This window comes from Devosia sp. LjRoot16 (genome assembly GCF_964252795.1).
Lineage (GTDB): Bacteria > Pseudomonadota > Alphaproteobacteria > Rhizobiales > Devosiaceae > Devosia_A.
This window is the reverse complement of sequence record NZ_CAXUPH020000001.1, coordinates 1,064,355-1,083,337: the sequence shown is the minus strand read 5'-3', so window position 1 is coordinate 1,083,337 and position 18,983 is coordinate 1,064,355. Positions and strand designations below refer to the sequence as shown.

Sequence of the window (18,983 nt, the reverse complement as noted above, 5' to 3'; positions counted from 1 at the left end):
GAAACTCATCTGGAGGAGATATTTATGGTCCACATCATGCAAAGCCCGATCCCGGCGTTCAAGCGTCCGAGCAAGGACGTCATCGCCGCGCTGAAGGATATCGGCACCGCCACCGTCGCCGGGTCGCTCGGCCATTCCGGCTTCCGCAACCCTCACATGGTCGGCCCGGTCAGCCAGTATAAGGGCAAGTCCATCGTCGGCACGGCCCTGACGCTGCAGTTCATGCCGCAACGCCCGGATCTCTTCAGCGAAGGCGAATACTCGGACCCCGAAAAGCAGCTGCATCGCCACGTCCTCTATGAAGTCGAAGAGAACGACGTGGTCGTTGTCGATGCCCGCGGCGACCTGAGCTCGGGCGTCTTCGGCGATATGATGTCGACCTACTTCAAGGGCCGCAAAGGCGCCGGCATCGTCATCGACGGCGTGATGCGCGACAAGCCCAACGTCGACAAGCTCGATCTCGCCATCTGGATGCGCGGCTGGACCCCGAACTACCACGTGCAGGTCTCGATCTGGCCGGCGGCAGTGAACGTGCCGATCTCCTGCGGCGGCGTCATGGTCATCCCGGGCGACATCATCATGGCCGACGATGACGGTGTCGTCGTGCTCCCGCAGTCGATGGCCGAAAAGGTCATCGAGGATTCGAAGAAACACGCCGAGTGGGAAGTGTTCAGCCGCGAAAAGCTCACTGCCGGTGAATCGCTCCGCCGCTACTACCCGCTGCACCCCGATGCCGAAGAAGAATACCAGGCCTGGCGCAAGGCCAAGGGCCTGCCGCCGAGCCCGAGCCACTGAGGCGACGAGCTGTCTGTGAAATGAGAAGGGCGCCCAAGTGGCGCCCTTACTTTTGGTGCTGGATGGTGGCCGGATGCCGGCATCCAGCCCGGTTCGCACCCCCTCCGAGCTGCGCTAGGTCGCTTCGCTCCCAAGCTCCGCTTGCCTCCCCCGTCGAGGGGGAGGTGGGGCCGGTGCTTGTGGCTTGGATGTGCCCGATACACCGGCGGGCACCTCCCCCTTGACGGGGGAGGTTGGGAGGGGGTGTGCAGCACGCTCGACGTCGAGGCGGCCAGCGTGGTGCGATATTTCCGTTTCGCGCAACTATGCCGCCGCCGCTATTACTAGCCGGCACAGTCGCGCGTGGCGGTCACATGGTTCCCAGCATCCTCTCGCACTACTACGCCCGTGAGCGTGGTCCGTTCCGATCGCTTTCGGACCTGCCGCACGCGGAGGCCGAGAGCGTGCTCGAGGCCATTCGCCAGCGCGGCGACGGCTTTGCCAGCCAGCGGCGGCCCGACTACCTGGTCATCCGGCGCGAACTGGAAGCGCTGGTCCGCCAGCGCTTCATCGACAAGGGTGGCCGTCCGGTCCGCAGCACGCCGCGCTACATGATCCTGGGGCAATGCGACTGGGTGCGCGATTGGTATCTCGAGGGATGTTCGCTGGCGGTGCCGCTGGCGCGTTTCGACCCCCGGATCGTCAGCTTCACCTATGGCGACAGCTTCCCCGCCATGCGGCACAACGATGGCAAGCCGCACCGCGGGCAGGTGTTTACCCTCGGCGAACTGCCTTGGCTCGTCGAGCAGTTCGGCCTCCCCCAGCAACGTGCCGAAACCACCGGTCCGGACCGATACATCGAGGCGCAGGTGTGGGACGATGAGCCGCTTGGCGAGTGGTTGGGTTAGCCTCGCCGGCGCGCTGCTTCTGCGAGGGCCACAAGACAAAGGGCGGCCCACTGGACCGCCCCATGAAGCGCCGTTGCGCGTGTCACCTCAGGCCTTGCCCAAAAACTCGGCCATCCGGATCAACCCCTGCATATACCCAATCGCGTGCGAGCGGCCGCGGTGGTTCCAGTCGCTGTCACCGTCCATCTTGGGCACGTGGTCGTCGAGCAGGAAGCCATCGAAGCCGTTCTTGGCGAGCAGCACGATGACTTCGGCCGGGTCGAAATTGCCATCGCCGATGAAGCACTCGACGAAGTTCGGCACCGACCCCTTCACGTCGCGGAAGTGGATGTAGGAGATCCGGCCCTTGGGCGCGAAATACTCGATCATCTCGTTGACGTTGGCCTTGCCGCCTTCCATCTCCGAGCAGCAGCCGAGGCAGAGGTCGAGCGACCAAGCCTCCGAGCGGCCGACCAAGTCATAGGCCTTCTTGAAATTCTCCGGCTTGTAGAACAGCCGCGCCACGCCGCCCAGCATCGGCACCGGCGGATCATCGGGGTGCAGCGCCAGCTTCAGGCCTTCCTCTTCGGCCACCGGCAGCACCGCCTTCATGAAATACTCGTAGTTGCTCCACATCTGCTCTTCGGTGATCAGCGGGCCATCCTTGCCGAATAGCGGCATCGAGGAGGCGCGGCCGAGCGTCGTCGGCATGAACGAACGCAGCAGCTCGAGATTGTCGATGTTGGCTTCGACCACCGCCATGTCGAATTGCCGGGCCACGGCGCCGCCGCGGGTCGCGGCATCGCGCTTGGTGGTCCACACCGAGTTGGGCATGAAGTGCAGCCCGAGCACCGGGATGCCGGCGCGCGCCACGGCGCGGATCGTTGCCTGGTAGTTCTCGATCTGCTCGTCGCGGCCCTCGAGCCCCATCATCGCCTTGTGGTAGAAATGGGTGGGGACGTTCTCGATCGCTTCGAACTTGAGGCCGGCTGCCTCCACCTGGTCGACCAGCGCCCTGACGTCCTTTTGCTCCCAGCGGTTGTCGCCGGGGAGCGTCGGGTTGTTCATCTGCAACCCGGTGGCGCCGATCTGCGCCGCGAAGCGGAGCCTTTCCTCGCTCAGTTCATGGAACTGGCCGACCGCAACTCTGATACCCATTCTCTTGTTCCTAAATTGCACTGCAGTTGGTGTGTCACCGGGTCATTCCCGCATAGGCGAGACCGCCCGTCATCCCTTGACCGATCCCTCGGTCATGCCCGCCACCATGAAGCGCTGGGCAACGAAATAGAGGATCATCAGCGGCACCGACGAGATCGCTGCGCCGGCCATCAGCGGGCCCCAGGGCAAGACGTCGGAGGTGATGAGATAGTTGAGCGCCAGCGGCGCGGTGCGCACGCTTTCCGAGGTGGTGAGCACCAGTGCGAACAGCAGCTCGTTCCAGGCGCCGGTGAAGGTGAAGATGGCGACCGCCGCGAGGCCGGGCGCCGAGAGCGGCAGGGTGATGCGCAGCAGCGCCCCGAACCGGGTCAGCCCGTCGATCATCCCCTGCTCCTCGAGCTCACGCGGTACGCCGCGGAAATAGCCCTGCAGCAGCCAGGTGGAGAGCGGCAGCGAGAAGGTGAGGTAGACGAGGATCAGGCCTTGCAGTGAGTTGCCGAGCTTCAGCTGCGCCATGACGATCGACAGCGGAATGAACAGCAGCGAGCCGGGGGTGAGGTAGGCGAAGAGGATCAGCCGGCCGATGACGCCGCTGAAGCGATAGCGGAACCGCACCATCGAATAGGCGGCGAACGACGAGATGATCACCGAGATCACGGTGACGGTCGAGGCGACAATAAAGCTGTTGCGGATCGACAGCAGGAACTGCCCGTCGGCGAGCAGCTTCTCGAAGTTGGCGAGGCTGAAGCGGGACGGCCACAGAGACGGCACACGCAGGATGTCGCGTGGCAGTTTGAGCGACGTCGCCAGCATCCAGTAAACCGGGAACAGCACGAGGATGACCGCGACGATCAACGCGGCATAGCTCAGCAGCCGGGCGATCAGGAACCGGCGACGCGCCGAGGCGCCGGCATTGGTCGGCGCCGCACTGGCGATTTCGGCGAGACTGGCCATTATTCCTCCCTCCGCATCATCAGCGAAGTGGCAAAGATCACGAGGATGGCCAGCACCGGCAGCATATAGACCGACACTGCGGCCGCCTCACCGATGCGCTGGGTCTGCATGCCGAAATAGGCCAGCACCGGGAATACCATGGTGGCGTCCGACGGGCCGCCGGCGGTCAACAGCCAGACATGCTCGAAGCCGTTGGCGGTCCAGATCGAAGAGAGCAGCGTGGTGACGATGATCACCGGCAGAATGCTGGGGATGGTGACGTTCCAGAACCGTTGCCAGGTATTGGCGCCGTCAACGATCGCCGCCTCGTAAAGTTCTTTGGGCACCGATTGCAGGGCCGCGAGGATCGAGATGAACCAGAACGGAAAACCGCGCCACACCGAGGCGATGATCACCGAGGCCATGGCGGTGGTGCGGGTGCCGAGCCAGTCGACGGTGCCGGCGTAGAGCCCGGTCTGGTTGAGGATCAGATTAATGCCGCCGCCGATCGGCTGGTAAAGCACGCGCCAGGTGAGGAAGGCGACGAAAGCCGGCATGGCCCAAGGCAGCATCAGGAACGAGCGGAAGATACCTCGCCCCGGCAGGTTCTGGTGCACCAGCAGTGCCAGGCCCAGCCCGATCACCAGCTTCAGCACGTCCGAAACGAGGACGATGACAATGGTGTTGCGGATGGCGGCCCAGAAGGTCGCGGTCCCCGCCAGGTATTCGAAGTTCTTGAAGCCGATGAAGTTGCCGGTGCTGCCGATCACCATGTCGGTGAACGACACCCAGATAGCGAACAAAAACGGATAGGCGACGAGCCCGAGGATGAGCAGCACCACCGGCGCCACCAGCGCATAGGCGAAGAGCTTGAGCTTGAAGCCACCGCCGAAGCGGCGGCGGGGGGCAGGATTTTGAGTTGAAACAGTCGTCATCTGTTCTCTTGGTTACCCCTCACCCCGACCCTCTCCCCAGAAGGGCGATGGGGCGTTGTGGCACTGTCCGTGCAAAGTGCGTCCCCTCTCCCCTCTGGGGAGAGGGCCAGGGTGAGGGGTAGCCAAGCGCGCGGATCGTTCAATCAAAACATCCTTCCAAAACATCCGCGGATGGCCCCGGGAGGAACCATCCGCGGCAGGGAGGAACTTGGGATCAGTACTTGTCGTAGATGGCCTGGCCCTGGGTCTGCGCCTCGGCGATCGCCTTGTCGAAGTCCCAGCCATCCACCACCACGCGCTGGGCGAGCTTGGGAATGAGGAAGTTGGAGCCGAAATCAGCGAAGGCGGCGTTGTTGACATCCGGGTAGGCCGGAGCCGTGCCGTTCTTGGCGAGCCCGAGCAGGCCGACGAGGATGGTGTTGGTGCCGTCGAACGCCTGGAGCTTCTCCTGGTTGGTCAGCACCGGACCATAGATCGCCACGTTGAAATAGGCGTTCATGAACTCTGGCGACGAGAGGTGTTCGAGCAGCGCTTTGGCTTCGTCCTGCACCGGGCTCGCCTTGGTGATGGCGCGCAATTGCACGTCGATCGGCGAGATGATGCCCTTGGGGCCGCCGGGCAGCGGCGAGAAGGCGCTGGATTCGAACAGTTCCGGATCGTCTTTCCGCGCGGCGATACCGACCGAGCCGGTATTGGCGATGAAGCCGGCCTGGCCCGACAGATAAGCCTGGTTGTCGCCGGCGCCGTCCCAGGTGGTGTTGCCGGGCGAGAACAGGCCCTTGTCCCAGGCATTCTTCAGCCAGGTGAGCCACAACCGCGTCTCGGGCGAGTCGATCGTCACTTTCTTGCCGGCGTCGTCGGCGATGCGGCCCCCGAACGACTGCAGCACCGCGACCTGCAGGTTTGCGTCGCCGACATTGGAGAGGGCGAGACCCAGCCCCGAAACCGGCGCCTTGTTGATGGCTTCGGCCTGCGTCACCAGTTCGTCCCAGGTCTTGGGCGCCTCGGTGAAGCCGGCGGGCTCGAGCAGGTCCTTGCGCCGCAGCAGCAGGTTGCCGTTGACGCCGAACGGGATGCCGACGCGGGCAATGCCGCCATCCGCCGTCAGGTCGGATGCGGTATCGGGACCGGCGAACCAGCCGCCCTGCGCGTCGCCGATCTTCTTGTAGAGGTCGCCGACATCGGAGAACTGGCTCTGCCGGGCGAGCAGCCGGGCGAGGCCGAGACCCATGTCGAGGGCATCCGGCATGGTGTTGGACGATACCGCCGCCGAGACCTTCTGGGTGGTCTCGTTCTGGTTGATCATCACCACTTCGGTGGCGACGCCGTTGGCGGCGCCCCAGGCATTGATGGTGTCGGTCAGCAGCTTGTTGGCATCGTCCGAAAAGATCAGGCCACCCCAGTAGGTGAGCTTCTTGCCCTGCGCCAGGGCGGGCATCGGGAAGCTGCTGGCGGCGGCCAACGCCAGGCCGCTTGCGGCGGTCTTCAGCACGCGGCGGCGCGACCAGCCGGTCGGCTTCTGGGTGTCGAATGATTTGGTCATGGGCTCTCCTCCAAGATGAGCTCGTGTGCGGCTTGGCGATTGCGGCGACGGTGCCGGACTGATCGCTGGGGCGATCAACGTTCGGTGGGTCACGCCGCCTCCCCGCGGGGTCCCGATTTGCCTAGAGCGCGGTGGCCCAAACGGCCCGGCCGCTCACAGTTTTCTCGCAGCGCCGGCTTTTAAATATATTTATTAGCGCTATTAAGAGCGTATTATGGGGCTCGAACAACTGTCAATGCGCCATTGGCTAGGAGAAAAGGATGAGGGGTGAAATCGAGAATGCCGGTTACGCCGCGTTCTTTGACGCTCTCATCGACGGCCGGCTGAAGCTCGGCCAGACCCTGACACAAGAGGAACTGTGCAAGGTGCTGGGCCTGTCGCTGTCGCCGATGCGCGAAACGACGACGCTGCTCGAGGCCGAGGGGCTGATCACCGTCCGCCGCAAGGTGGGGATCACCATCTTCTATCCGGACGTGAAGTTCGTCGGGAATTGCTTCCAGTTTCGCGGCCTGCTCGAACGCGAGGGCCTCAGGAAGTTCGCGCAGACCGTGACCCCCGCCTGGATCGACGCGATGCGCGCCGAACATCTCGGGATCATCGATTTCGTCCGCCAGACCAACGACATGGAACGCTACCGCGTGCCGGTAAAACTGCTCGAGCGGAAGTTCCACGATACCTTCGTTGCCGCCTTCGACAATGACCAGATCAGGGTCAACTACGCGCGGCTGACCCAGAAGATGTACCTGTTGCGCCTGCACAACCTCAACGCGGTCGGCCCGGCCAACACCGTGACCTCGATGGAGGAGCATATGGTGATCATCGATGCGCTGAAGGCCGGTGACGTCGAGGCCGCCTGCGACGGGCTCGACCGGCACCTGCAGGGCGTGCTGCACCGCGTGCTGACGACGTAGCAGCGGCCTCACCGTGATCGCCTTCTCCCCTTGTGGGAGAAGGTGCCCGAAGGGCGGATGAGGGGTTCTCTCCGCGTACACCATCGCTCGTCGCAAGGGGAGAAGGCGAAGGAGCCGAAGCGACCGTGTCCTAAACCGCGTCGCTTGCCGGCTTCCTTCCGCTGCGAAGGTTCGCTTCGTGATCATGCAGCACCACGAGCACCGAGGCGATCAGCCCGGCGAACAGACCGGCCAGCAATCCGATCATCATGCTGTCGGTGATGCCCATCAGCTGGCCGATGCTGCTGGTGGCAAGGCCCGCCGCGACGGCGGTAACGAAGGCGCCGACCCACACCGACAGCGGCGCGTGGCGTTCGCGGTTGGAAAGGAAGAATTGCGGCATCGCCTCGCCCAGATAACGCCGGATGACGATCTCGGCCGCCACCGCACAGAAGGCGGCGACGATACCGACCGAGGCGCGGCCGGCGTCGTTATCGGCGAACACGGCGCCGACCAGGGCGCCCACCAGCGTGGCGATGACGACGGCTGCAATGATGTAGGCTGTAACTTCGTAGCGCGCATTGGACGGACTGGGCATCTTACACTCCAGGTCACTCGCTCACCCACTTCGATGCTAGCGCCAACCTGACGGCTGGACAACTCCGCCGCCCTCGTGCCTCAGTCGCAAGTCGAATCCCGCGCCCCGTTGACAAGCACCGTCACGGGCGATTAGCTGTCCCTAATATGAAACGCCCGTTCCAGATACGGAACGTACGACGGGCGATCGGGAGGGAAGCTCATGAGTGACGAGGCGCTCTCGCCTGTCCTTGCGGCACACAATATTTCGCGCCATTTCGGTGCGGTGGTGGCGCTCGCCGATGCGTCGCTGACGCTGCGACCGCGCGAGGTGGTGGGGCTGGTGGGCGATAACGGCGCCGGCAAGTCGACGCTCTTAAAAATCCTCTCCGGCATCGTCACCCCGTCGGGCGGCGACATCGTCATCGACGGCAAGCCGGTCGTACTGAAGCGCGCCCAGGACGCCATGGATGCGGGGATTGAGACAGTCTACCAGGACCTGGCGCTGGTCGACACCATGTCGGCCTACCAGAACGTCTATCTCGGCCGCGAGGAACTCTCGAAGCACCCGCTGGCCCGGCTGTTCAACCTCGTCGACGACCGCCGGATGCGTGAGCGGGCCCGCGAAGTGCTGGACATGCTCAAGGTGAAGATCCCCTCGATCAACGTCTCGGTGAAGGGCATGTCGGGCGGCCAGCGCCAGTGCCTCGCCATCGCTCGGGCACTGCTCTGGGGCCGCCGCATCGTCATCCTCGACGAACCGACCGCGGCGCTCGGGGTACGCGAGACCGGCCAGGTGCTCGAGGTGATCCGCGACCTGCGCCAGCACGATGTCTCGGTGATCATCGTCAGCCACAACATGCAGCAGCTGATGAGCGTCGCCGATCGCATCACAGTGATGCGGCTGGGCCGCTCGATCGCCACCCGCACCGTCAAGGAGACCGAGGTCAACGAGATCGTCGGTTTGATTACCGGCGCCATTCCGGGCGACTCGCCCGAAGCGCGCGCCGCCCAGGTTGCGGCCTGAGGCAAAGCCTCTGAGCCGATCAGACTATTTTCGCAAAAGGGAGGAGACCTATCTTGCGCAACTCAGTACGTGCATTCGCCGTCATGGCGCTTTCGGTTCCCGCGCTCATCGGCATTGCCGGTGTCGCGGAAGCCCAGGACAAGTTCAAGCTCGGCATGGCGGTGGGTGGCAACACCTGCTGCGAATGGATGAAGGCCCAGGGCGACGTCGCCCGCGCCCTCGCCGAGAAGGAGGGCTGGGACTATGTCGAGCTCTCCAACAACAACGACCCTGCGACGGCCCTGAAGAACGTGCAGATCTTCGCGCAGGAAGGCGTTGACGCGATCATCCAGTTCAATGGTCAGGCTGCATCCAACCCGGCCATCTCGGCGGTCGCCAAGCAGGCCAATATTCCGATCGTCACCTACGACATCGCCGATCCCGGCATGTATTTCGTCGGCATCGACAATCTCGGTGCGGGCATTGCCGGTGGCGAGGGCCTCGGCGCCATCGTCAAGGAAAAGTGGAACTGCGAGCCCGATCTGGTGATCTCTGCTGAAGGCGCCGGCGCCGGCATCGTCAACGAGTGGCGCACCGGCGGCATGCGCACCGGCCTGGGCAATGTCTGCCCGGACATTCCGAAAGAAAAGTATGTGAGCTTCGAGAGCCAGGGTGACGCGGCTGTCGGCCTGCCGGCCGCTCGCGACCTGCTCGCGGCCCATCCCGACGCCAAGAAGATCGCCGTGGTCGGCCTGAACGATGGCGGCGTGCTCGCCCTCATCAACGCCGCCGAGCAGCTCGGCCGCGCCGACGAAGTCATCGGCTGGGGCCAGGACGGCGCCTTCATCACCGGCGACAACGTCAACCCGCATCTGGTCGGTTCGGTGTTCTACTTCCTCGAGGGCTACGCCGTGTATGCCATCAAGGACGTGATCAAGCCGATCGCCGAAGGCAATACCCCTGCGCTGAAGGCCGATGCCGGCGATCCGGCCTCCAAGGTCCAGCCGTGCCCGGTCACCGCCGAGCAGGCCAAGTCGGTGCCCGACATGCCGGAACGCGTGAAGCAACTGCTCGCCGCCCCCGCCGGGACGACGGAGTACGAGCTGTTCTGCCCGAACAAGTGAGTTGAACTGAAGTTAGGTAAGGCCCCCTCACCCGGCCCTGGGGGCCGACCTCTCCCCCTCGGGGCGCTACCGCGTCCCCAGAGGGAGAGGTGGTGATGGGGCAAGATCGTGCCTCACCGTCACCTCTCCCTCTGGGGACGCGGTAGCGCCCCTGGGGGGAGAGGTCGCCGCGCAGCGGCGGGTGAGGGGGCCTTCCACCCCGACTGCCAATGAACTCCTCGGAACCACCGCCGATGTCCCTGACCCAAGCCACCGAGACCGCGCCGCCGGCTGTACCGCTCCGGGTCCGTTTTGGTGGCTGGGGCACCGGCATCATGCTGCTTGCGGTGTGGCTGCTGCTGATCGCCGCCACCGGCCTCTACCGCCCCGACTTCCTGTCGCAGCAGACGGTGCTGGCCATCGCCTTCACCATGTCGATCGTCGGCGTGTTGGCGATCGGGCAGGGGCTCGTCGCCATCTCGGGCGGCTTCATCGATCTGAGCCAGCCGGCCGGCATGATCACCGCCAGCCTCGTCGCCGTGCGGCTCTCGGAAGTCGGCATGCCGCTCCCCGTGGTGATCGTCGGCGCCATCCTCACCGGCATGGCGTGGGGGGCCTTCAATGCGGCGATCATCGTCTTTGCCAAGCTCAATCCGGTGATCGTGACGCTGGCGACCAACTTCATCGGCCTCGCCGCTCTGTTCCTGGTGTTCCAGCTCGCCGAAGTACCGCTCAACTCCGACATCTATCATTTCGGCCGCGCCAGCCTGTTCGGCCTGCCGGCGATCTTCTGGCCGATGCTGGGGCTGGTGCTGGTGGTCGGGTTCCTCTTGCCGCGCACGAAGTACGGCCGCCGCGCCACCGCCGTGGGCGGCAATCGCGCCGCCGCCAAGGCCCGCGGCATCTCGCTCAGGGCGACGCGGTTCGCCATCTTCATGGCTGCCGGCGGCTTCGTCGGCTTTGCCGCAGTGCTGTTCGCGGCGACCGCCGGACCGTTCAACCCGGGTTCGGGCAACGCCATGCAGCTCAATATCATCGCCGGGGTGATCCTCGCGGGCATTTCGCTCGCCGGTGGGCGCGGCAATTTCTGGATGCTGCTGTTGAGCGTCGGGTTTCTGTCGACCATTCCGACGTCGCTGGTGTTCTTCGGGCTCAGCTCTGACACCCAGTCGATCTTCCAGGGCCTGATCCTCGTCATCGCGGTCGCCATCGACGGTTATCGCGCACGGAAGGGAACGCCATGAGCGACACTGCTGCTTCCACCCTGCCGCCCGCGCCGCATAACCCCTGGCGCGAGCTGCTGACCGGCTCGGTCGCCTCGATCACCTTCACCTTCATCGCTGTGGTCGCGGTGGGCTGGTTCTGGGTCGGGCCCAAATTCCTGTCGTTCGGCAATATCTCGATCATGGGCACCTTCCTGATCGTGCCGCTGATCGTCGGCGCCTTCTCCGGCATGGCGCTGCTCTCGGGCGTCGTCGACCTGTCGATCGGCTCGATGGTCGGCTTCTCCTCGGCGGTGTTCGCGCTGCTGATTTCGCTCGGCTGGGATCCGGCCAGCGCCGCGGCGGTGACGCTCTGTGCCTGCCTCTGCTTCGGCGGCATCAACGCCATCGCCATTGTCGGCTTCGGGGCCGAGCCGATCGCTGCGACGCTCGGCATGCTGGTGGCTTTGCGCGGCATCGCCTGGGTGCTGCTCGGCTCGCAGGGCGCCATCTTTGCCTTCAACATCGACATGTTCAACCTGGTCAGCACCACGGTATTCGGGCTGCCGCTGTTCTTCCTTCTCGCCATCCTCTTGACCGCCATCGCCGCGCTGATCGTCACCAAGACCCGTGTCGGCCGGCATGTGCAGGCGGTGGGCGGTGACGACAAGGCGGCGGGGCGCGCCGGCATTTCGGTGAAGAAGGTGCGGGTCGCGGCGCTGCTGCTCTCGTCGTTCGGCGCCGGGCTCGGCGGCATCGTCTATGCGGCGCAGCTCGGCAGCGCGGCGCGGGCCACCGGCGTCGGGCTCGAGTTCCAGGTCTATGCGGCGCTGATGATCGGCGGCTACTCGATCCTGCGTGGCGGCGTCGGCAACCCGGTCGGTGGTGCGCTTGGCCTCTTGGCGGTCGCTGGTGTCAGCAACATCCTCGATCTCAAGGCCATCAGCCCCTACTACGTAAACATCATTGTCGGCCTGCTGCTGCTCGCCGCAGTCCTGCTCGATCGCCTGCGTGGCGGCGACGCCTACGAATAATAACCAGTTATCACCCGACCTAAGGATTTTGTGCCGTGAAGATCTCGGACATCACCATCAAGACGTTCCGCACCTATGCCGACCGCTGGGATGTCGGCCACGCGCTGCCTTTGCCCAACACGCAGATGATGCAGACGGTGCTCACCATCCACACCGACGAAGGCGTGGTCGGGCACTATTTCGGCGGCGGTTCGCACGGCGACAATGAGGGCCTCAACGTCGTCGACCAGCAGCAGATCCTGTGGCGCATCAAGGATCTGCTGGTTGGCCAGGACCCGATGGATCGCGAGATGATCTGGAAATGGATGTGGGTCGCCAACGTCCAGGAAAACGTCGCCTCGGTGATCGACAACGCGCTGTGGGACCTCGCCGGGCGCTACGCCAACCTACCGGTCTACAAGTTGATGGGCGGCGCCGGGCGCGAGAAGGTGAAGGCCTACGCCTCGACCTACCCCAATATCGGCAAGCCGCACGTCTATGCCGAGCATGCGCTGGCCTGCAAAAACGAAGGCTACATCGCCTACAAGATCCACCCGCACTATTTCTGGAACCCCGAGACCGGTCAGCCGACTCCCGGTCGCCCGTCCAACATCAAGGCCGATATCGAGACCTGCCACCTGGTGCGCGAGGCGGTGGGGCCGGATTACGTACTGATGTTCGACCCGTGGGGCACCTACATGACCATGGAGGAGGCGATCCAGGTCGGCCGCGAGCTCGAAAAGCTCAACTTCTACTGGTACGAGCACCCGATGCCGGAATACCGCACCGAGAGCTATGTGCGGCTGAGCCGGGAGCTGCAGATCCCGATCCTTTCCCCCGAGATCATCGCCGGTGGCGTGTTCTCACGCGCCGAGTGGATCCTGCGCGGCGCCGGCGACATGAGCCGCATTGACGTGGTCCGCGGCGGCATCACGGGTGCGCGGAAGACCGCCATCGTCGCCGAAGCCTATGGGCTGCGCTGCGAGATGCATATGGCCGGCTGGGGCAACCTGCAGGTGATCGGCGCCACCTCCGAGGATACCTCAGAATATTACGAGAAGGGCCTGCTCGCGCCGGGCGTCGATTACGACGCGCCGCACCCCTACCTCAAGAACACTGTCGATAAGATCGACTCCGAGGGCTTCGTGCACATGCCCAAAGGCCCCGGCATGGGTTACGAAATCGAGTGGGACTATATCGACGACAACCTGATCGAACCCAACGCAACGACCAAGAAGACCCATTGGTAGGGCCAGGCGTTGTGGCCGCGATCGACCACGGGGTCATTCCCGCGAAAGCGGGAACCTCTGTTTACGGTGCCTGCCCCGAACGGAGGTCCCCGCTTTCGCGGAGATGACCCGGTGGAGGTCTCTGGCGCCGGGGAAACACTTCCCTGACCAGACTGCAGCCGCAAGGAGTAACAACCTAGATGTCGAGCATCACCCGGTCCGTCCAGGCCATGGATCTGCTGGCCCGCAAGGGTCCGCTGGGGGTCCGCGCCGTGGCGCAGCAGTTGCAGCTGCCGCTCGGCTCGGTGCACCGGATGCTGCTCGACCTCAGCGAAGAAGGGGTGGTCGATCGCACCCCGTCCGGCGAGTGGGAGCTGAGCTTCCGTCTGCTCGAGATCACCGGGCTACAGCTCGAGCGCATCGATCTGCCGCGGCTCTGCCGGCCGTTCGCCGAGCAGATCGCCGAGGCCACCCGCGAGACGGTGAACGTCAACGCCCTGAGCGGCATGTTCGGGGTGTGCATCGACAAGGTGCGCGGCAACGAGGGCATGCAGCTCGATATGCGCATCGGCTCGCGCGGACCGCTGAACTGCGGCGGCGCCGGCAAGGCGATGTTGTCCTATATGCCCGAGGCCCGGCAGGAGGAGGTCTATACCCACCCGCTGCCGGCGCTCACCAGCCACACCATCGTCGACGCCACCAGGCTGCGTGAGGAGATCGGCCGCATCCGCGACCGCTTCTATTCGATCGACGACCAGGAAGTGGTGATGGGCGTCTATTGCGTTGCCGTGCCGCTGCTCGATCGTTCCGGCCACTCGGTCGGCGCCATGAGCGTCACCGGTCCGTCGGTGAAAAAGCCGGGCGGCGACAACGTCATGCCGGTGGTCGCCATGCTGTGGGACGCCTGCGAGCACGTGAGCCGGCGGCTCGGCTATGCCGGCGAATGGCCGCCCGCCGCGGCGTCGGCCGCCGCCCGCCGCGCCGGTTGAGGAGAAGACTGTGGTCCGCATTGCCTGGATGATGAAGCTGAAGCCCGGCAACGAGGCGATCTACAAGCAAAAGCACGACGAGATCTGGCCCGAGATGCTCGATGCCATGCGGCGCGACGGCGTGCGCAGCTTCTCGATCTACCGCAACGGGCTCGACCTCTTCGCCTACATGGAGCGCGACAGCGCCCCCGATCCGGCGACCCCAATCAGCGACCTGACCTGGCGCTGGTGGGAGATGATGGCGCCCTACATGGAAACCAATTCCGACTTCTCGCCGGTGCAACGCCCGGTCGAGGAAATGTTCAACTTCGAAAATCGCTGAGAGAGCCATTGTCCATGACCTCCGCCGCCATCAGGGGCGTAGTGCCCATTCTCGTCACGCCATTTCACCCCGATGGCAGCATCGACGAGGAGAGCCTCGCGCGCCTGATCGAGTTCAACATCGCGGCCGGAGTGCACGGCCTCGGCGTGGCGCTGGGCAGCGAAGTGTTCAAGTTCAACGAGGCCGAGCGCGCCCAGATCACCCGCGCCACCATCAAGGCGGTCAACGGCCGCGTGCCGGTGATTATCAACTCCGGCGCTGCCGGCACCGATCTCGCGGTGTTCTATTCGCGCGCTGCCGAGGCGGCGGGCGCCGATGCCCTGATGGTGATCCCGCCCTCGTTCATGCCGGTAAGTTCGGAGGAGATCTTCGACTATTACCGCGCCATCGATGCGGCAGTCGGCATCCCGATCATCCTGCAGGACGTACCGCAGGGGCCGATCTCGCCGGCCCTGGCGCTCCGCATCGCCGACGCCTGCCCGAACGTCACCTACATCAAGGTCGAGACCGTGCCGGTTACCGGCAAGGTGCATGCGATGTCGAGTGCAGCGGGCGATCGGCTGACGATTTTCGGCGGCGCCGGCGGCAGCTATTTCATCGAGGAACTGCGGCGCGGTGCGCACGGCACCATGCCGTTCTGCAGCCAGCCCGCCGATTTCGTTGCGGTGTGGGATGCCTTCCAGCGCGGCGACGAGGCGGCGGCGCGGCAGCGCTTCGATGCGACGATCATGGCGGTGAACCGGCTGGGCAACCAGGGCGGCGATATCTTCTACGCTATCCATAAGCAGCTGCTGGTGCGGCGCGGCATCATTCGCCACGCCCTGGTCCGCAGCCCGACCACCGCGGTCGACCCGATCACCCAGCGCGAGATCGACGAGCTGCTGGCGACCGTCGTTCCGACCCCGGTCGCCTTCGGGGCCTGAGATGGATCCGTTCGCGCTCAGGCGGCTCGGCCGGACCAGCCTCGAGCTGCCCCGGCTCGGGCTGGGCGGCGCGTCCCTCGGCAATATCTTCAACACCATCCCCGAAACCCAGGCCGACGCCACGCTCGACGCGGCGTGGGATGCCGGGGTGCGCTTCTACGATACCTCGCCCTGGTATGGCCGCGGGCTCAGCGAGCACCGCATCGGACGTGGGCTATACCTCCGCCCGCCGGGCGAGGCGATCGTCTCGACCAAGGTCGGCCGGGTGCTGTTTGCGCCCGATGACGTTGCCGCCTTCGCAGCAAGCGAACGCAGCTGGCCGAACGGGCTGAAATTCCAGCATCGGCACGATTACAGCTATGCCGGGGTGATGCGCAGCTACGAGGACAGCCTGCAGCGGCTGCGGCGCAATCGCGTCGACGTGCTGGTGATCCACGATCTCGACCTCGCCAATCTCGGCAGCGAGGAGCTGGTGAACCAGCATCTCGATGCGCTCGACGCCGGTGGCGGCATGCGGGCCCTTGAGGAGCTGAAGGCGGCGGGGTTGGTCAAGGCCATCGGTGCCGGCGTCAACCGCATGGGCACCATCCCGCGCTTCCTCGAACGCTTCGAGCTCGATTTCTTCCTCGTGGCGCTGCCCTACACTTTGGCCGAGCAGCCGGTGCTCGATGCCGAGTTCCCGCTTTGCCAAGCGCGCGGCGTCGGCGTGATCATCGGAGGCGTCTTCGCCTCCGGCATCCTCGCCACCGGGCCGGTGCCCGGCGCGCGCTACAACTATGCCATCGCCAACGAGGAGCAGCTCGCTCGAGTTGGCCGCATGCAAGCGGTGTGCGAAGGGCATGGCGTGCCGCTGGCAGCCGCCGCTCTGCAGTTCACGCTGCATCATCCGCTCGTCGCCTCAGTGATCCCCGGCGCCTTCCATCCCGATCACCCGCGCCGCAACGTCGAGAGCATGCGGGTCGAAATTCCGGCGGACCTGTGGGGCGAGCTGAAGCACGAAGGTCTGCTGCGCAGGGATGCGCCGACACCGCAAACGTAGCGTCTTGCACCGGCGGTGCCACACCGCCCCCTCGCCCCTTTGGGGAGAGGGTTGGGGTGAGGGGCGCCAAGCGCGCAGGACCATCCAATTAGGGTACCGCAGAGGGCACAGCCCTTCAGCCAGTGTGCTTGGTTACCCCTCACCCTTACCCTCTCCCCAGAGGGGCGAGGGGACGGGTGTGGCACGGCCGGTGCTCGCTCGAAGCGCTTACGTCAGCCGCGCCAAATACGGCACGGCTTGCGCGCCCTTCAGCTTCTGCGCCAGCCGCGCCACGTAGAGTTCCGACGCGTGGTTGGCGATGCTGAGCCCGTGGCTCTCGCGCCAGATCTCGCCGATCGAGATGGCATTGGCATCCTGGTGCGTCAGGTAGACGAAATCGGCGCCCGGATGGAGGATCACCTCCTCGCCAAAATGCTCGAACGGGAAGGTCGGCACCATCGAGACGAAGTCGTCGACATTGACCACGCGGGTGATCGGCAGGCTGGCGAGCTTGCCGGCACCCACCGCATTGGTCACCCGTGGCTGGCCGAAGGTGGTGGTGCGGGCGAGGCTGTAGCCGTCATCCCTCAAATAGAGCGACAGCACCGCGGCGATGCCGGCGCCCATCGAATAGCCGCTCACGTAAGTCCGGTAATCCTTGCGCAGTTGCGGCGCGACTTCGGCGCGCACGGCGAGCGCGCTGTCCTCGAAGCCGCGGTGCAGCGGGATGCCGTGCCGGGCTTCGGGCTTGAGGAAGATGTCGAAGTCTTCCAGCCAGTCCTTGAGGTTCAGCGAGCCGGGCATCGACAGGTACTGCGCCTTTTTGCCGTGATCCTGCTCGACCACGTAGCGCACGCCGACCGCCGGGATCTGGCCAACCTTGGTCACATTGGGCCACCGGCCACGGATCTCGGCTTCGCTGCGCTGCGAGTCGTCGGCGCGCCGGGCCATCTGATGCAGGAGCGGAAAATCGACCTTCGCCTTGTCGACCTTGCTGCCGAGGCTGTTGAGTGCCTGCGGGCTGATCGAGGTACAGGCGGCGATCGGCAGCGCGACAAGGCCGCCGAGCACCATGCGCCGGCTGATCGCCGACGCCGTCAGTCTGTCGTCCCGGTCCGCGCTCACTTTGGCCCCGCTGTCTCACTGCGGGGACCATGCCACAGACCGCGCCGCGCTGTCAGGTGGCGGGACGGCTGTCGTCGGGCTGGGCCTTCGACTTCAGCGCATCCTCGCGGAACTCGAACCACATGGCGTTGAGGATGCCGAAGCTGCAGGCGAGGCCGACGCCGAGGATCCAGGAAAAATACCACATCCGATTGTCTCCTTAGTAGGCGTTGGGGTTCTTGTTGAGGCTGGCGGTGGTTACCGGCCCGCGCATCACCCGGAACACCCAGCTGGTGTAGATCAGGATGATCGGCAGGAAGACGATCGCGGCGCACAGCATGACGAACAGCGTCAGCTGGCTCGACGAGGCGTCCCACACCGTGAGGCTCGACTGCGGGTCGATCGACGAGGGCAAGAGGAACGGGAACAGCGACAACCCGGCGGTGGCGATGATGCCGAAAATCGCAAGGCTCGAGCCGAGCAGCGCCACCAGTCGGGCCCGGGCGCCGAGCGCCCACCAGGCAACGAGGCTGCCGAATACTGCGAGGATCGGCAGGGCCATCGTCCACGGCATGGCGCCGTAATTGCCGCCCCAGGCGCCGACCTCGCGCACCACCTCTTTGCCGAGCGGGTTCGACGGGGCGATGGTCATCGGCGGGCCGACCAGGCGGTAGCCTTCGAGCACGTAGAGCGCCAGCACCCCACCAAGCACGAACAGCACGATCGTCGCCAGCGCCGACCAGCGGCCATATTTGCGCGCTCGCTCGGCGATCTCGCCATCGGTGCGGCCGGCGATCACCGTGGCGCCCTGCGTCACGATCATCGTGAGGCTGACCAGCCCTGAGAGCAGGGCGAACGGCGTCAGGAGGCCGAAGAAGTTGCCGGTGTAGGTGACACGCTGCGTCACATCGAGCTGGAATGGCGCGCCGAGAAACACATTGCCGACCGCGACGCCGAAGATCAGCGATGGCAGGAAGCCGCCGATGAACAATGCCGCATCCCAGGTGGCGCGCCAGCGCGGATCGCTGACCTTGCCGCGGAACTTGAAGCCCACCGGCCGGATGATCAGCGCCAGGAGGATGGCGATCATCGCGATGTAGAATCCCGAAAAGCTAACTGCATAAAGCTGTGGCCAGGCGGCGAAGATGGCGCCGCCGCCGAGGATCAGCCACACCTGGTTGCCTTCCCAGGTCGGGCCGACGAGGTTGATCAGCACGCGCCGCTCTTCATCGGTCTTGGCGACGAACGGCAGGAGGGTACCGACGCCGAGGTCGCGCCCGCCCATCACGGCAAAGCCGATCAGCAGGATGCCGAGCAGGGCCCACCACAGGATGCGCAGCGTTTCATAGTCGAGAGGAATGGTGCTCATCGGGCTGTT

Annotated in this window: 20 protein-coding genes; 12 read left to right on the top strand and 8 right to left on the bottom strand. The window is 65.2% G+C overall.

Translation table 11 applies throughout. The annotated features are described in order from the left end of the window. The first annotated feature begins 24 nt into the window (after positions 1 to 24). Together ACSQ23_RS05085 and ACSQ23_RS05080 are read left to right on the top strand one after the other, a co-directional pair. A complete protein-coding gene (locus tag ACSQ23_RS05085) occupies positions 25 to 795 on the top strand; it encodes a ribonuclease activity regulator RraA (RefSeq protein WP_244488391.1) in 771 nt (256 codons plus the stop codon). A 353-nt stretch (positions 796 to 1,148) separates the two neighbouring features. After that, entirely contained in the window at positions 1,149 to 1,682 is a 534-nt protein-coding gene (locus ACSQ23_RS05080) for a hypothetical protein (protein ID WP_436089953.1), read from the top strand. Positions 1,683 to 1,769: 87 nt separating this feature from the next. Here the strand turns inward: ACSQ23_RS05080 and ACSQ23_RS05075 are convergent, their stop codons facing one another. The 4 genes from ACSQ23_RS05075 to ACSQ23_RS05060 all read right to left on the bottom strand — a co-directional run bounded on the left by ACSQ23_RS05075 (position 1,770) and on the right by ACSQ23_RS05060 (position 6,230). After that, positions 1,770 to 2,819, bottom strand: coding sequence for a mannonate dehydratase (locus ACSQ23_RS05075; protein WP_055994750.1), 1,050 nt, complete (start codon positions 2,817 to 2,819; stop codon positions 1,770 to 1,772). A gap of 69 nt (positions 2,820 to 2,888) precedes the next feature. Continuing rightward, positions 2,889 to 3,773, bottom strand: a complete 885-nt coding sequence (locus tag ACSQ23_RS05070; protein WP_436089952.1) for a carbohydrate ABC transporter permease — start codon at positions 3,771 to 3,773, stop codon at positions 2,889 to 2,891. Further along, positions 3,773 to 4,687 (bottom strand): carbohydrate ABC transporter permease, encoded by a 915-nt coding sequence (locus ACSQ23_RS05065; protein ID WP_436089951.1) that lies wholly within the window; start codon positions 4,685 to 4,687, stop codon positions 3,773 to 3,775. The genes ACSQ23_RS05070 and ACSQ23_RS05065 overlap by 1 nt, the downstream gene beginning before the upstream one ends. A gap of 214 nt (positions 4,688 to 4,901) precedes the next feature. Next, positions 4,902 to 6,230: an ABC transporter substrate-binding protein gene (locus ACSQ23_RS05060; RefSeq protein ID WP_055873476.1), complete on the bottom strand. Its 1,329-nt coding sequence runs from the start codon at positions 6,228 to 6,230 to the stop codon at positions 4,902 to 4,904. A gap of 260 nt (positions 6,231 to 6,490) precedes the next feature. Between ACSQ23_RS05060 and ACSQ23_RS05055 the strand changes: the two genes are divergently transcribed. Continuing rightward, positions 6,491 to 7,141: a GntR family transcriptional regulator gene (locus ACSQ23_RS05055; protein WP_055873473.1), complete on the top strand. Its 651-nt coding sequence runs from the start codon at positions 6,491 to 6,493 to the stop codon at positions 7,139 to 7,141. 130 nt (positions 7,142 to 7,271) lie between these two features. Here ACSQ23_RS05055 and ACSQ23_RS05050 read toward each other — a convergent pair whose 3' ends face one another. Then, positions 7,272 to 7,718 carry a hypothetical protein gene (locus tag ACSQ23_RS05050; protein WP_055873470.1) on the bottom strand — a complete coding sequence of 149 codons (447 nt, stop codon included), beginning with the start codon at positions 7,716 to 7,718 and terminating at the stop codon, positions 7,272 to 7,274. Between the two features lie 201 nt (positions 7,719 to 7,919). Between ACSQ23_RS05050 and ACSQ23_RS05045 the strand changes: the two genes are divergently transcribed. From ACSQ23_RS05045 to ACSQ23_RS05005, 9 genes are all read left to right on the top strand, one after another. Further along, positions 7,920 to 8,723: an ATP-binding cassette domain-containing protein gene (locus ACSQ23_RS05045; RefSeq protein ID WP_436089950.1), complete on the top strand. Its 804-nt coding sequence runs from the start codon at positions 7,920 to 7,922 to the stop codon at positions 8,721 to 8,723. 53 nt (positions 8,724 to 8,776) lie between these two features. Then, positions 8,777 to 9,826 (top strand): sugar ABC transporter substrate-binding protein, encoded by a 1,050-nt coding sequence (locus tag ACSQ23_RS05040; protein WP_436089949.1) that lies wholly within the window; start codon positions 8,777 to 8,779, stop codon positions 9,824 to 9,826. Positions 9,827 to 10,059: 233 nt separating this feature from the next. Further along, a complete protein-coding gene (locus ACSQ23_RS05035; RefSeq protein WP_436089948.1) occupies positions 10,060 to 11,049 on the top strand; it encodes an ABC transporter permease in 990 nt (329 codons plus the stop codon). Continuing rightward, positions 11,046 to 12,041: an ABC transporter permease gene (locus tag ACSQ23_RS05030; protein WP_436089947.1), complete on the top strand. Its 996-nt coding sequence runs from the start codon at positions 11,046 to 11,048 to the stop codon at positions 12,039 to 12,041. The genes ACSQ23_RS05035 and ACSQ23_RS05030 overlap by 4 nt, the downstream gene beginning before the upstream one ends. Positions 12,042 to 12,076: 35 nt before the next feature. Continuing rightward, positions 12,077 to 13,270 (top strand): enolase C-terminal domain-like protein, encoded by a 1,194-nt coding sequence (locus tag ACSQ23_RS05025; protein WP_055873456.1) that lies wholly within the window; start codon positions 12,077 to 12,079, stop codon positions 13,268 to 13,270. A 179-nt stretch (positions 13,271 to 13,449) separates the two neighbouring features. Next, positions 13,450 to 14,238: an IclR family transcriptional regulator gene (locus tag ACSQ23_RS05020; protein WP_436089946.1), complete on the top strand. Its 789-nt coding sequence runs from the start codon at positions 13,450 to 13,452 to the stop codon at positions 14,236 to 14,238. 10 nt (positions 14,239 to 14,248) lie between these two features. Further along, positions 14,249 to 14,560 carry an L-rhamnose mutarotase gene (locus ACSQ23_RS05015; RefSeq protein ID WP_055873450.1) on the top strand — a complete coding sequence of 104 codons (312 nt, stop codon included), beginning with the start codon at positions 14,249 to 14,251 and terminating at the stop codon, positions 14,558 to 14,560. Positions 14,561 to 14,574: 14 nt separating this feature from the next. Continuing rightward, on the top strand, positions 14,575 to 15,483 hold the full coding sequence (locus tag ACSQ23_RS05010) for a dihydrodipicolinate synthase family protein (RefSeq protein WP_436089945.1): 909 nt from the start codon (positions 14,575 to 14,577) through the stop codon (positions 15,481 to 15,483). A gap of 1 nt (position 15,484) precedes the next feature. After that, positions 15,485 to 16,522 carry an aldo/keto reductase gene (locus tag ACSQ23_RS05005; RefSeq protein ID WP_436089944.1) on the top strand — a complete coding sequence of 346 codons (1,038 nt, stop codon included), beginning with the start codon at positions 15,485 to 15,487 and terminating at the stop codon, positions 16,520 to 16,522. Between the two features lie 207 nt (positions 16,523 to 16,729). On the opposite strand, the gene ACSQ23_RS05000 is transcribed toward ACSQ23_RS05005, so the two are convergent. From ACSQ23_RS05000 to cydB, 3 genes are read right to left on the bottom strand one after another with little or no spacing between them, the layout of a single operon-like run. Next, complete coding sequence (locus ACSQ23_RS05000) at positions 16,730 to 17,626, bottom strand: lipase family protein (RefSeq protein WP_436089943.1); 897 nt, start codon at positions 17,624 to 17,626, stop codon at positions 16,730 to 16,732. 52 nt (positions 17,627 to 17,678) lie between these two features. Then, positions 17,679 to 17,813, bottom strand: a complete 135-nt coding sequence (gene cydX, locus ACSQ23_RS04995; RefSeq protein WP_082527805.1) for a cytochrome bd-I oxidase subunit CydX — start codon at positions 17,811 to 17,813, stop codon at positions 17,679 to 17,681. Between the two features lie 12 nt (positions 17,814 to 17,825). Beyond that, entirely contained in the window at positions 17,826 to 18,974 is a 1,149-nt protein-coding gene (gene cydB, locus ACSQ23_RS04990; protein WP_436089942.1) for a cytochrome d ubiquinol oxidase subunit II, read from the bottom strand. Positions 18,975 to 18,983: the final 9 nt, after the last annotated feature.

Coding starts and splice junctions, on each gene's coding strand:
- ACSQ23_RS05035 (WP_436089948.1), top strand. CDS start 10,060: ATGTCCCTGACCCAAGCCACCGAGACCGCGCCGCCGGCTGTACCGCTC.
- ACSQ23_RS05085 (WP_244488391.1), top strand. CDS start 25: ATGGTCCACATCATGCAAAGCCCGATCCCGGCGTTCAAGCGTCCGAGC.
- ACSQ23_RS05030 (WP_436089947.1), top strand. CDS start 11,046: ATGAGCGACACTGCTGCTTCCACCCTGCCGCCCGCGCCGCATAACCCC.
- ACSQ23_RS05010 (WP_436089945.1), top strand. CDS start 14,575: ATGACCTCCGCCGCCATCAGGGGCGTAGTGCCCATTCTCGTCACGCCA.
- ACSQ23_RS05045 (WP_436089950.1), top strand. CDS start 7,920: ATGAGTGACGAGGCGCTCTCGCCTGTCCTTGCGGCACACAATATTTCG.
- ACSQ23_RS05080 (WP_436089953.1), top strand. CDS start 1,149: ATGGTTCCCAGCATCCTCTCGCACTACTACGCCCGTGAGCGTGGTCCG.
- ACSQ23_RS05060 (WP_055873476.1), bottom strand. CDS start 6,230: ATGACCAAATCATTCGACACCCAGAAGCCGACCGGCTGGTCGCGCCGC.
- ACSQ23_RS05075 (WP_055994750.1), bottom strand. CDS start 2,819: ATGGGTATCAGAGTTGCGGTCGGCCAGTTCCATGAACTGAGCGAGGAA.
- ACSQ23_RS05065 (WP_436089951.1), bottom strand. CDS start 4,687: ATGACGACTGTTTCAACTCAAAATCCTGCCCCCCGCCGCCGCTTCGGC.
- ACSQ23_RS05020 (WP_436089946.1), top strand. CDS start 13,450: ATGTCGAGCATCACCCGGTCCGTCCAGGCCATGGATCTGCTGGCCCGC.
- cydX (WP_082527805.1), bottom strand. CDS start 17,813: ATGTGGTATTTTTCCTGGATCCTCGGCGTCGGCCTCGCCTGCAGCTTC.
- ACSQ23_RS05070 (WP_436089952.1), bottom strand. CDS start 3,773: ATGGCCAGTCTCGCCGAAATCGCCAGTGCGGCGCCGACCAATGCCGGC.
- ACSQ23_RS05055 (WP_055873473.1), top strand. CDS start 6,491: ATGAGGGGTGAAATCGAGAATGCCGGTTACGCCGCGTTCTTTGACGCT.
- cydB (WP_436089942.1), bottom strand. CDS start 18,974: ATGAGCACCATTCCTCTCGACTATGAAACGCTGCGCATCCTGTGGTGG.
- ACSQ23_RS05050 (WP_055873470.1), bottom strand. CDS start 7,718: ATGCCCAGTCCGTCCAATGCGCGCTACGAAGTTACAGCCTACATCATT.
- ACSQ23_RS05005 (WP_436089944.1), top strand. CDS start 15,485: ATGGATCCGTTCGCGCTCAGGCGGCTCGGCCGGACCAGCCTCGAGCTG.